This is a genomic window from Allobosea sp. 05T422_2 (assembly GCF_056396265.1).
On record NZ_JBFTLD010000207.1, the window covers coordinates 1 to 12,109 of the forward strand.

Here is a 12,109-nt window from a genome sequence, read left to right on the forward strand (position 1 = left end):
AGCGTGCTCCTGGTCGCCGGCGTCGTCGGCGCGGATCTTGGCGTCAATAACGGCCCCAACGACTCGACTGCATTGTCGCCGCAGCTCTACGACGTGCTCCGTCAGGAGACGAAGAACGAGACCGTCCACATTCTCAAGCAACTGGTTGCCCAGCCGGCCGATTCGCCACGCCGCGACCGCGTCGAGTTGCTCGGCATGGGGTTCGAATGGCCGAATGTCGGGATGGTTCACGGCTTTGACCATACGCTCGGCTATAATCCGTTGCGGCTGGCCGATTTCTCGGATGCGGTCGGCACGCGGGACTCAATCGCTGCGCCGGACCAGCGCAAGTTTACACCGCTTTTTCCCTCCTATCGCTGCCGCCTCGCCGATCTCCTCGGCCTGCGCTACATCGCGACGCGGGTTCCGATCGGCCAGGTCGATCACGCGTTGAAATCCGATGATCTCAAGCTCGTCGCCTTCACGGGGGATGGCTACATCTACGAGAACCCACGGGCCTTGCCGCGCGCCATGTTCGTCGGTGGCTGGCAGCTTGCCGATTTCGACGGCATGAAATCTGCGGGCCAGTGGCCAGACATCGATCCGCAGCAGGTTGTGCTGCTCGATAGCGTGCCGCCGGATGCGGTGCCGGAAGGGCCGATTTCGGCGCAAGCCGAGGTCAAGCTGACGCGCTATCAGAACACCGAAGTCGAGATCACGGTCACGACGGACAGGCCTGGCTTCGTCCTGCTCAACGACATCTGGCATCCATGGTGGCGGGCGGAGCTCGACGGCGCGGACGTCGATATCCTGAGGGCGAATGTGCTGTTTCGCGCCGTGCAGGTGCCGGCGGGGACGCATACGGTGCGCTTCAGTTTCAAGCCGGTCGAGGGCGCCATCGCGGAGCTGCGCGATCGCGTCGAACCGATCGTGCCCGAGGAGGCGCCTTCGGCTGCCGAGCCGCGCGTGGCGGCGGGATCCGGCACGACGCCCAATCCACGTCTCTATGAAGACGGCGGCTGGTTCGAAAGCCGCGATCACGGCCAAGCGCCGCAGACTGCGACCCTGGTTCGCTAAATCATTGGACCGGATTTCGTATCCGGTCCGATGGTCTACCTTTCCGCGACTGGATCGGCTTTCCCGAAAGTCGCAATCCAGTTTTCGGGCCGATGCGTCAGATCGCCCCCCAAAGGAAAGGTCCGGCGACACGAACGCATCGCCGGACCCAAATTGCTCGAGGAGAAGCCTTGCGGGTTTCGCCTCGCCTAGCCCTCAGGCGACGCCGAGCTTCTTCTGCAGGCTGGTCGAGGAGGTGGTGTACTGGAAGGTCAACCGCTTCTCCGGATAGACATAACGGTGCACCTTCTGGGCGGCGAGTGCCGCCTCATGGAAGCCCGAGAGGATCAGCTTGAGCTTGCCGGGATAGGTGTTGATGTCGCCGATGGCGAAGATGCCCGGCACATTGGTCTCGAATTTCTCGGTGTCGACCGGGATCAGGTTCTCGTGCAGGTTCAACCCCCAGCTCGCGATCGGTCCGAGCTTCATCGTCAGCCCGAAGAACGGCAGCAGGGTATTGCAGGAGACCTCGAAGGCCTCATTGGCACTGTCGCGACAGATCGCGGCTTCCAGTGCGGTGCCGTCGCCCTTCAGGCCGGTGACCTGACCGATCCTCAGATCCATCCTACCGTCCGCGACCAGTGCCCGCATCTGCTCGACCGAATGCGGCGCAGCGCGGAAATCGTCGCGACGGTGCATCAGCGTCACTCGCTTGGCGAGGGGCTGCAGGTTCAGGGTCCAGTCGAGCGCGGAATCGCCGCCGCCGACGATCAGGATCTCGCGGTCGCGGAAGGCTTCCATCTTCCGGACGGCGTAGAAGACGCTGTTGCCCTCATAGGCCTCGATCCCCGGGATCGGCGGCTTCTTCGGCAGGAATGATCCGCCCCCGGCGGCAACGAGCACCGTCTTGGTGTTGAAGACGGTGCCGGCATCGGTGCGCACCCGGAAGCGCGGCGCCTCCGCCGTGCCGGTCGGCTCGAGCGACTCGATCATCTGGTTGAGATGGAAGGTCGGGCCGAAGGGTTTGACCTGCTCGATCAGATTGTCGACCAGGCCCTGTCCCGTGACCATCGGAAAACCGGGAATGTCATAGATCGGCTTTTCCGGATAAAGCTCGGCACATTGGCCGCCGACCTTCGGCAGGATGTCGACGAGATGGGCGCGGATATCGAGCAGACCGAGTTCGAACACCGCGAACAGGCCGCACGGACCCGCGCCGACGATCACGACGTCGGTTTCGATGACCTCGCTCTCAGCGACGTTCTCGTTGGCAATWTCGGCACTCATCGTGAATTCCCTCGGGGTGTTCCCTGCGGCCATGCGCGGGAGCCGATGCAGCAAATCCTGCTGCGATGCAATGAAAACCCCCGCCCAAGCGTAGGCGGTAGCCGGAAAAGAGAAGAATTTCCTGTTTCAGGCGCCCGTGTCAGCAACAAGGCCTATGCTTATAATCCCGGCGATGGCCGCTGCCTCGTCATTGYCCGAGGTGTCTCCCGAGATTCCGATTGCGCCAAGCAGCACGCCGGCCCCATCGCGCATGAGCACACCACCCGGGACCGGCACGAGCGATCCGCCGACCGCATGGGTTGCTGCTTCAATGAAATAGGGGCGGTCGAGCGCCATCTTGTGCAGGGCGCGCGACCCGAGGCCGAGCGCCACGGAGCCATGCGCCTTGCCGAATGCGATCTCGCCGCGCTTCAGGCTGGTGCCGTCCTGCGCCGCAAAGGCCTTCTGGGCCCCCCGCGCATCGATGATGGCGATCGCGAGCGGTTTAAACCCGGATTTCTCGGCATGGGCGAGCGTGTTGGCGAGGATGGTCTGGGCCTGGGCCAAGGTAAGCATGGGAAGGGCCTTCCGTTGAGGACGCGAGCTTCTTGCCAGCCCGCGGGCACGGAGGGAAGCTGCCGCAGCGCGCAAGCTGCCATGTCATGGTGAAACCTGCCGGCATATCGCCCCCTTTGCCGGCATCACGCAATTCAACTTGAACTTGCAGGGGCAAGCGGGCTTCATATCAGCCCCGACACTGGAGGATAAGCTATGGGTCTGTTCAGTTTCATCAAGGAAGCCGGTGCGAAGATCTTCGGTGGTTCGGCACAGGCGGCGACGCCCGACGCTCTGCAGAAGGAATTGGCCGGGCACGGGCTGCCCTCCGACGTCAATATCCAGATCGATGGCGACAAGGTGAAGGTGTCCGGCAAGGCGGTTTCTACCGAAGAGGCCGAGAAGATCATTCTTGCGCTCGGCAACACGACGGGCGTCGCGCAGGTCGAGTCCGAGCTGGCGGTCACGAAGGAAGCGCCCGCTGCCGTGTTCTACACGGTCAAGAAGGGCGATACGCTCTGGAAGATCGCCGAGGAGCATTACGGCAAGGGGCAGGGCGCGAAATACACCGAGATCGTCAAGGCCAATACGCCGCCGGTGAAGAATCCCGACCTAATCATGCCCGGCTGGGTGCTGCGTATTCCGCCCAAGGCCTGATCCGCTTTCGGGTTACTGAAGCAACGGCATGCGGGATGGCCCGCATGCCGCTCTGATGCTCGTCGAGACCGCGTCAATTTCAAGCGGACGGCTCTTGCGTCAGCCGCGCTTTGGCGCTCATCTGTCATACCAATAAGGCAGACAGGGCATTCCTTATGGGAATGGCCCGTCATGCTGTGCCTGAGCAGGCCTCTGGGGAGGGGATGAATGAGTTTTGATCGCCGCAAATTCCTGACGCTTGCCGGCTCGGCCGTTGCCGCGCCGGCCATGATGCGTGTCAGTCGCGCCAATGCCCAGGAGGTGACGCTGAAGATGCATCACTTCCTGCCGCCCGTCGCCAATGGCCATTCCAAGTTCCTGAAGCCCTGGGCCGACAAGGTCGCGGCTGAATCGAATGGCCGCATCAAGATCGACATCTTTCCGTCGATGCAGCTTGGCGGAACGCCGCCGCAGCTGTTCGACCAGGCTCGTGACGGTGTTGCCGATATCGTCTGGACGCTGCCCGGCAATACGCCTGGGCGGTTCACCGGCATCGAGGCCTTCGAGCTGCCCTTCGTCTCGAACAAGCGCGCCTTGGTCAATTCGCTGGCGCTGACGGACTACGCCGAGCAGAACCTCAAGGACGAGTTCAAGGACATCAAACCGATCTGCTTCTGGGCGCATGATCACGGGCTGATCCATGCCAACAAGCAGGTGAAGACGATGGAGGACCTGAAGGGTCTGAAACTGCGCTTCCCGACCCGGCTTGCCGGCGAAGCGCTGCGGGCGCTCGGTGCCAATGCGATCGGGATGCCGATCCCGCAGGTGCCGGAATCGCTGGCGCAGCGTGTCATCGATGGCTGCGTCGTGCCGTGGGAGGTCGTGCCGTCGATCAAGGTCCAGGAGCTGGTGAAGTATCACACCGAGATCCCGGGCTCGCCGACCTTCTATGTCGCGACCTTCATCCTGGCGATGAACCGCGCGAAATACGATTCGCTCGCGCCCGAGCTGAAGGCGGTTCTCGACAAGAACTCGGGGGCTGTTGCGGCTGCCATGGCCGGCAGGGTCTGGGACGAGCAGGCGGTCGTGGTGTCCGAAATGGTTCGCAAGCGCGGCAATACCATCACCATGCTCGACGAAGCCGAAGCGGCGCGCTGGCGCAAGACGACCGAGCCGGTGATCGACGGCTGGATCAAGGCCGCCAAGGACAAGGGGCTCGACGGCGCGAAGCTGCTGGAGAGCGCCAAGGCGGCGCTTGCCAAGCACGAGAAGGCGGCTTGACGGCGCATCATGGCGGTCAGCGGCCGGGAGGCAACGATGCCGGGCTTCGATGCTCTGGTGCGTGGGATCGCCATCGCGGGTGGCGTTCTGCTGATTGCGCTGGCGACCATGGTGGTCGTCAGCGTGACCTTGCGCAGCGACCTGATCGGCGCGGCCGGCGTCCCGGGTGATTTCGAGCTGGTGCAGATGGCGACGGCGATCGCCGCCTTCTGCTTTCTGCCCTATTGCCAGCTTCGGCGCGGCAACATCTTCGTCGACACCTTCACGCTGAAACTGCCGTTGCGCTGGCAAAGGGCAATCGATGCGCTCTGGGACATCGTCTATGCGCTGGTCATGGCGTTGATCGCCTGGCGACTCGCGGCCGGTGCGCTGGCGGCCTTCGCGAGCGGCGAGAACACGATGGTCCTGCAGCTGCCGAGCTATCTCCCGATCGCGCTCTGCGCCGTGCTGGCCGCGCTGGTTTCGCTGACCTCGTTCGTCAGCGCCAGCCGGCTGGTGAGGGCGCGCGCGTGAGCGGCTTTACCCTCGCCATCACGGGCTTCGTCGCGCTTCTCGCGCTGATGGTCGTCAGGTTGCCGATCGGGCTGGCGATGATGCTGGTTGGTGGCCTCGGCTACATCCAGCTCAACGGGCTGGAGCCGTTCCTCAACTACATCAAGACGACGCCCTATCAGATCTTCGCCAATTACACGCTGTCGGTGATTCCCCTCTTTGTGCTGATGGGGGCTTTCGCCGAGCGATCGGGCCTGGCATCCGACCTGTTCAAGGCCGCGTCGGCCTTTGTCGGCCATCGCCGTGGTGGGCTCGGGATGGCGATGATCGGGGCCTGCACGGGCTTCGGCGCGATTTGCGGGTCTTCGGTTGCGACGACGGCGACCTTCGCGCGCGCGGCGCTGCCGCAGCTGCGGCACTACCGTTACGACCCCGGCTTCGCCTGTGGTGTCACCGCCGTCGGCGGCACGCTCGGTATCCTGATCCCCCCCTCGGTGATCCTGGTCGTCTACGCGATTTCGACCGAGCAGAACATTGCCAAGCTGTTCAAGGCGGCCCTGATCCCGGGGCTGATGGCGGCCGCGATGTACTGCATCACCATCGCGCTCATGACCCGGCTCGACGCCACGCTTGGTCCGGCGCATGAGCGGATCGCCTGGCGCGACAGGCTTGGTCCGCTGCTCGGTGTCATCCCGGCGATGCTAGTCGCGCTGATCGTGGTCGGCGGCATCTATGGCGGGATCTTTACCCCGACAGAGGGGGCCTCGGTCGGGGCCTTTGTCATGTTGATGATCGGCGTGTTCCGGCGGACGCTGGGCCTGAAGGAGATCGGCGAGGCGATCCTGCAGACGGCCGAGACCTCGGCGATGATCTTTGCGATCCTGCTCGGAGCCGAGATCTTCAACGCCTTCCTGGCGCTGACCCAGGTGCCGACCGCTGCGGCCGAAATGATTGCGGCGTCGGGCTGGCAGCCTTATTCGGTCCTGGTCGGTCTGCTCGTCTTCTACATCGTGCTCGGCGGCGTCATGGACGAACTTGCCATGATCCTGCTGACGCTGCCGGTGTTCTTCCCGATCGTGACCGCGCTCGATTTCGGCATGCCTGTCGACGATATCGCGATCTGGTTCGGCATCCTCGTCCTGATCGTGGTCGGGATCGGGATGACCTGCCCGCCGATCGGCCTCAACGTCTTCGTCGTCGCTTCTCTGGCGCGTGATGTCCCGGTCACGCGGATCTATCGCGGGGTGCTGCCTTTCGTGCTCTCCGATATCATCCGGCTTGGCATCGTGGTGGCATTTCCAGCCCTCACGCTCTATCTGGTGAAGCTACTGGATTAGCCTGGACTGGATGGCAGCCGTGACCGTGAACGATCTCGATATCGACGACATCAAGGCCGGGCTTGCGGCTGATTCCATTCTGATCGTGGATGTGCGCGAGCCGCATGAATTCGCCGCCGGGCATATTCCCGGCTCGGTCTCGCGGCCGCTGTCCCAATTCAACCCCGCCGACCTGCCCAATCCGCCTGGAAAGCGCGTCGTGTTCTCCTGCGCGGCCGGCGTGCGCTCGCTGCGGGCTCTGGAATTCGCGCAGTCGGCCGGGCTCGATATCGACAGCCATTATCGCGGTGGCTTCAAGGACTGGGCGATGCACGGCCAGCCCGTCGAGTAATAGGACCGGGCCTTGCGCGTCATGCATCGCAGCTTTCTGCCTCCGGGGGGCTGACGCGACGCCGATCCTGCTCCAGTTTCCTAAGCGACGGTTTCGAGATTTTCGTACTTTCAAGGATGTAAGCCCATGCGCCCCATGAAGTTCGGAGTCGGCCAGCCCATTCGCCGGGTCGAGGATCACCGCCTGACTACCGGGACGGGGCGCTATACCGACGATATCGCCGTCGAGGGAGCGCTGCATGCCTTCGTGCTCCGCTCGCAATATGCTCATGCGAAGTTCACGATCCGGGACAAGGACACCGCCCGCAAGATGAAGGGCGTGAAGCTGATCCTGACCGGCGAGGATGTCGCGCATCTCGGCGACATCCCCTGCAAAGGCTTGATCACGACGGTTACGGGCGAACCGGTGGAGCCGAATCCGGTGCCGGTCTTGCCGACCGACACGGTGCGTCATGTCGGCGAGGCGGTMGCCTTCATCGTTGCCGAGACCCTGAGCCAGGCCCGCGACGCAGCCGAGGCGATCGATATCGCCTGGGAGGTCCTGCCCTCGATCACCGGTATCGCCGAAGCGCTCGCTCCAAAGGCACCGCAGGTCTGGCCGGGGCGTGAGGGCAATGTCGCGTTCGAGGCCGAACAGGGCAATGCGGAGAAGACGGAGAAGGCTTTCGCCAAGGCCGATCGCATCGTTTCCGTCACGATCGTCAACAACCGTCTCGCCTCCAACTACATGGAGACGCGCGCCTGCATCGCCGAATACGACAAGGATTCGAAACGCTGGACGCTGACGCTCGGCAGCCAGGGCAGCCATGGCACGCGCGATATCCTCGCCGGCTACATCCTGAAGGTCGACCCCTCGCGCATCCGCGTCATCACGCCCGATGTCGGCGGCGGCTTCGGCACCAAGATCTTCATGTATCGCGAATACCCCCTGACCATGGTGGCGGCCGAGAAGCTGAAACGCCCGGTGCGCTGGGTCGCGGACCGGACCGAGCATTTCCTCGCCGACACGCATGGCCGCGCCAATCTGACCACGGCTACGATGGCGCTCGACAAGCAGGGCCGGTTCATTGGCCTCAAGGTCGATCTCGCTGCGGAAATGGGCGCCTATCTCTCGCAGTACGGGCCTTTCATCCCCTGGGTCGGCACGACGATGACGCCGGGCTGCTACAATATCCCGGCCGTGCATGTGCGCTTCCGTGGGGTCTTCACCAACACCACGCCGGTCGATGCCTATCGCGGAGCCGGGCGTCCGGAGGCCGCCTACCTGATCGAGCGGCTGGTCGATGCCATCGCGCGCGAGACCGGCAAGACACCGGACGCTGTCAGAGCGCAGAACTTCGTCAGGCCGGCGGAGATGCCGCATTCGACCCAGACCGGGCCAGTCTATGATTCCGGTGAGTTCGAGGGGCATATGCGCCGCGCCATGGATGTCGCCGACTGGAAGGGCTTCAAGGCGCGTCTCAAGGCCTCGACCAAGGCCGGCAAGATCCGCGGCATCGGCATGGCCTGCTATATTGAGGCTTGCGGCGGCGGCGGCCCGGAGAGTTCAACCGTCATCCTCGAGAAGGACGGCACGGTGACCGTGCTGATCGGCACCCAGTCGAACGGGCAGGGGCACGAGACGGCCTACTCGCAGCTCGTCGCGCAGCATCTCGACATTCCGATGGACCGCATCCGCGTCGTTCAGGGCGATACCGACCGGGTCGAAACCGGATCCGGCACCGGCGGCTCGCGCTCCATTCCGGTTGGGGGCGCTGCGCTCGACAAGGCATCCTCGATCCTGACCGAGAACCTGAAGCAGCTCGCGTCCGAAAAGCTCGAGGCCGGTATCGGTGATCTCGAGATCGTCGATGGCGCGGTGCGGATCGTCGGCACCGACAAGGCGCTCGACCTCAAGGCTATTGCCGCCCTGCCTGGAGCGACGGCGGACAAGCTCAGGGTCCATCAGAGCTGGACGCCACCGGAAGCGACCTATCCGAATGGCACGCATATCTGCGAGCTGGAGGTTGATCCCGGTACCGGCGCGACCGAGATCGCCAACTATGTCGTGGTCGACGATTTTGGCGTGACTCTGAACCCGCTGATGCTCGAGGGCCAGGTCCATGGTGGTGCCGCCCAAGGCATTGGCCAGGCTCTGATGGAGGAAATCCGCTTCGATAGCTCCGGCCAGATGCTGACGGCGACGTTCATGGATTACGCTCTGCCGCGCGCGGTCGACGTTCCCAACTTCCATTTCGAGACCCGCAATGTCCGCTGCGTCACCAACGCGCTCGGTGTTAAGGGCGCCGGAGAGGCCGGGGCGATCGGGGCCTGCCCGGCGGTGATGAACGCGATGGTGGACGCGCTCGACCGTGCAGCCGGCATCCGGGCGATCGATATGCCCGCGACGCCGAAGAAGGTCTTCGGGGCATTGAGAGCTGCGGGCTATCAGCACTGACGCAGGCGTAAGCCCCTCTCGTTCCGACGTGATCACGGAAATGCGACTTGGCGTCGTGATGCGGATCGGCTGATCTGGAACGCTTCTAAGCGGCGCGCTCGACGCCGCGCTTTCCGGGAGGAGGCTTACGCATGATACGCACCGTACTCGTCGCTGCCGGCCTAGTTGTGACGCTCTCGACCGTGATTGCCCAATCGGATCCGATTGCCGAGCGTCGCAATACGATGAAGGGGGTCGGCGCCGCCACGCGCGATGGCGCGGCCATGGCCAAGGGCGAGGCTGCCTTTGACGCGACCAAGAGCGAGACGATCTTCAAGGTCTACGCGGCCGCCGCCAAGAAGATGCCGGGCCTTTTCCCTGATACGGCCAAGACGGGTGGCGAGAGCACGGCCGGACCCAAAATCTGGGAGGATCCAGCCGGCTTCAAGGCTGGGTTTGCCAAGCTCGATACGGAGGCCACCGTTGCGGCGGCGAGCTCCACCACGGACCTCGACAGCTTCCGTACCGCCTTTGGAACGGTGACCAAGAACTGTGCCGCCTGCCACGAGGTCTATCGCATCAAGAAATAGGTTTCTCTGGGCCACTGCGGTGGTGCCGCCTTGTCKAACATGAGGTGAGGGGCGGGGTCCATATTGGAGCCCGCCCTTTTGTCTTTGCCCTGCACTACGGCCGTTCCAAACTCCCGCAACGTTCGTGGCGGCCGCCTGTCCGCGGCAGCGACAGGTAGATTTGCTTAAATTCCGGTGCGTTCACGAAAATGCGACTTGGCGCTGTCATGCGAATGAGCTGATCTGGAAGGGTTCTAAGCGGTGCCTGTCAGGCGCCGCATCTCCCCGAAAAGGATAGTCGCGCATGATCCGTACCGTAGTCGTTGCTGCTGGCCTCATTCTCGGCCTTTCGGCCGTCGTCGYGCAGTCTGACCCTATCGCCCAGCGCCGCGATGCGATGAAGGCCGTTGGCGCGGCAACGCGCGAGGGCGCGGCCATCGCCAAGGGCGAGGCAGCTTTCGATTCCGCCAAGGTCCAGAATATCTTCAAGGTCTATGCAGACGCGGCCAAGAAGCTGCCTGCCCTGTTCCCGGAGACGGCCAAGACCGGCGGCGAGACCACTGCCGCGCCAAAGATCTGGGAGGATYAGGCTGGCTTCAAGATCGCTCTCGCCAAGTTCGAGACCGAGGCCATGGCCGGTGCTGCCGCTGCCAAGGACCTTGACGGTTTCCGCGCGGCCTTTGGCGCCGCGACCAAGAATTGTGGCTCCTGCCACGAGGTCTACCGCATCAAGAAGTAAGCTCGGCTGCGCCGCGCGGTTGCGTCGTGCGGTCGAACATGGGTTGATGGGCGGGCTCCACCATGGGCCCGCCCATTCTCGTCAGACCTGCGCTTCGAACTTTTGGAATCCTCGGAGCGTTGAGGCACCAGCAAACCGGGAAACGCTTGATGCGCCGCCTATTTCTCACGCTCGGCATTTTCATCCTGTTGGGACTAGCCGGCTTCTATGTTCTCACCGATCCGCGCGTCGTTTCGCCCGCGCCCGAGATCGGCACTCTGCCGCCGCCGGATGTCGAGAATGGCAAACTGCTCTTTGCGGCGGGAGGMTGCTCTTCATGCCATGCAACGCCCGGTCAGGATGACAAGCTCCGGCTTGGCGGCGGGCTTGCCTTGCCCTCGCCCTTCGGCACGTTTCACGCTCCCAATATCTCACCGCACACGCGGGACGGAATCGGCAATTGGGGCGTGAAGGATTTCGTCGATGCGATGGCGACCGGTGTCTCGCCGTCGGGACAGCATTACTATCCGTCGTTTCCCTACACCTCCTATCGGCTGATGCCACCCAAGGCCCTGGCCGATCTCTTCGCCTACCTGCGCACGCTGCCCTCGGTCGAAGGACGTGCGCCGGGGCACGATCTGCCTTTCCMCTTCAACATCCGCCGCGCGGTCGGGGGCTGGAAGCTGCTGTTCTTCGACGGTACGCCGTTCCGGCCGGACCCGACGAAGAGCGAGGAGTGGAACCGGGGCGCCTATCTGGTGYAGGGGCCGGGCCATTGCGCCGAATGCCATTCCAATCGCAATGCGCTGGGCGCGATCATTCCGGCGACACGCTTCGCCGGTGGCCCAGACCCGGAGGGCAAGGGCTTCGTGCCGAACATCACGCAGCATGCGGACGGGCTGGCGAACTGGTCGAAGTCGGAGATCGCCGAGATGCTCAAGACCGGCTTTACTCCGAGCTTCGACAGCGTCGGCGGCAGCATGGCGGCGGTGGTGCGCAACACCGCACAGCTGTCAGATGCCGATCGGATGGCGATGGCGGAGTTCATCAAGTCGCTGCCGGCGGTCGCCGGCCCGCCGCGGCCCAAGAAGGCCGAGTGAGCCGCATTGGCGCGTTGGCGGTTACGCTCGCACTGTCATCCCGGTCTGCCTTTGGCCGCCCGGGATGATCCAACCTTCTGCGTTTGGATCGGCCTTCGCGAGACCGCAATCCACTCTTCAGGCCGGTGCTTTAGCGTCTACTCCATCACCGCCGCTTTGAGGATGCAGACCATCAGCGCCGAACCGGGCTGGTCGCCGACGCAGCGGACGATATGGCGGCGGTCGCAGCGGTAGCGCAGCGTCTCGCCCGCCTTGGCGCGCTGGATCACGTCCCCGACCTCGACCTCGAACTCGCCGGAGGTCACGGAGAGCGACTCGATCGAGCCGCGCTGATGACCTTCGGAATCGAGCTCGCCGCCGGGCTCGGCCTGTAC

12 protein-coding genes and 1 pseudogene are annotated in these 12,109 nt (G+C 64.0%); 10 read left to right on the plus strand and 3 right to left on the minus strand.

Annotated elements, in window-relative coordinates; translation table 11 throughout:
- Window positions 1–1,056, plus strand: a pseudogene (locus tag AC1DJT_RS26710) (hypothetical protein); the annotation flags it as partial.
- Between the two features lie 195 nt (window positions 1,057–1,251).
- Here the strand turns inward: AC1DJT_RS26710 and AC1DJT_RS26715 are convergent.
- Both AC1DJT_RS26715 and AC1DJT_RS26720 read right to left on the minus strand, forming a co-directional pair.
- Window positions 1,252–2,322, minus strand: a complete 1,071-nt coding sequence (locus AC1DJT_RS26715; RefSeq protein WP_476835221.1) for an NAD(P)/FAD-dependent oxidoreductase — start codon at window positions 2,320–2,322, stop codon at window positions 1,252–1,254.
- Between the two features lie 126 nt (window positions 2,323–2,448).
- On the minus strand, window positions 2,449–2,877 hold the full coding sequence (locus AC1DJT_RS26720; RefSeq protein WP_476835222.1) for a GlcG/HbpS family heme-binding protein: 429 nt from the start codon (window positions 2,875–2,877) through the stop codon (window positions 2,449–2,451).
- 195 nt (window positions 2,878–3,072) lie between these two features.
- Here AC1DJT_RS26720 and lysM point away from each other — a divergent pair, with 195 nt between their 5' ends.
- The 9 genes from lysM (at window position 3,073) to AC1DJT_RS26765 (ending at window position 11,735) form a co-directional block, all read left to right on the plus strand.
- The gene (gene lysM, locus AC1DJT_RS26725) at window positions 3,073–3,513 is read left to right on the plus strand and encodes a peptidoglycan-binding protein LysM (protein WP_043237577.1); all 441 of its coding nucleotides are present in this window, start codon (window positions 3,073–3,075) and stop codon (window positions 3,511–3,513) included.
- A gap of 207 nt (window positions 3,514–3,720) precedes the next feature.
- The gene (locus AC1DJT_RS26730) at window positions 3,721–4,773 is read left to right on the plus strand and encodes a TRAP transporter substrate-binding protein (RefSeq protein WP_476832318.1); all 1,053 of its coding nucleotides are present in this window, start codon (window positions 3,721–3,723) and stop codon (window positions 4,771–4,773) included.
- A 36-nt stretch (window positions 4,774–4,809) separates the two neighbouring features.
- Window positions 4,810–5,286 carry a TRAP transporter small permease gene (locus AC1DJT_RS26735; RefSeq protein ID WP_441506264.1) on the plus strand — a complete coding sequence of 159 codons (477 nt, stop codon included), beginning with the start codon at window positions 4,810–4,812 and terminating at the stop codon, window positions 5,284–5,286.
- Complete coding sequence (locus AC1DJT_RS26740; protein WP_441506263.1) at window positions 5,283–6,602, plus strand: TRAP transporter large permease; 1,320 nt, start codon at window positions 5,283–5,285, stop codon at window positions 6,600–6,602. The genes AC1DJT_RS26735 and AC1DJT_RS26740 overlap by 4 nt, the downstream gene beginning before the upstream one ends.
- A gap of 10 nt (window positions 6,603–6,612) precedes the next feature.
- Entirely contained in the window at window positions 6,613–6,933 is a 321-nt protein-coding gene (locus AC1DJT_RS26745) for a rhodanese-like domain-containing protein (RefSeq protein ID WP_441506262.1), read from the plus strand.
- Between the two features lie 126 nt (window positions 6,934–7,059).
- Window positions 7,060–9,369: a xanthine dehydrogenase family protein molybdopterin-binding subunit gene (locus AC1DJT_RS26750; RefSeq protein ID WP_476775872.1), complete on the plus strand. Its 2,310-nt coding sequence runs from the start codon at window positions 7,060–7,062 to the stop codon at window positions 9,367–9,369.
- 131 nt (window positions 9,370–9,500) lie between these two features.
- Window positions 9,501–9,938: a c-type cytochrome gene (locus AC1DJT_RS26755; RefSeq protein ID WP_441491531.1), complete on the plus strand. Its 438-nt coding sequence runs from the start codon at window positions 9,501–9,503 to the stop codon at window positions 9,936–9,938.
- Window positions 9,939–10,221: 283 nt separating this feature from the next.
- The gene (locus AC1DJT_RS26760) at window positions 10,222–10,656 is read left to right on the plus strand and encodes a c-type cytochrome (RefSeq protein WP_476835223.1); all 435 of its coding nucleotides are present in this window, start codon (window positions 10,222–10,224) and stop codon (window positions 10,654–10,656) included.
- Window positions 10,657–10,805: 149 nt separating this feature from the next.
- Window positions 10,806–11,735 carry a c-type cytochrome gene (locus AC1DJT_RS26765; RefSeq protein WP_476835224.1) on the plus strand — a complete coding sequence of 310 codons (930 nt, stop codon included), beginning with the start codon at window positions 10,806–10,808 and terminating at the stop codon, window positions 11,733–11,735.
- 137 nt (window positions 11,736–11,872) lie between these two features.
- On the opposite strand, the gene AC1DJT_RS26770 is transcribed toward AC1DJT_RS26765, so the two are convergent.
- Window positions 11,873–12,109 (minus strand): cupin domain-containing protein (locus AC1DJT_RS26770; RefSeq protein ID WP_476835225.1); only part of this gene is annotated, 237 nt, incomplete at its 5' end.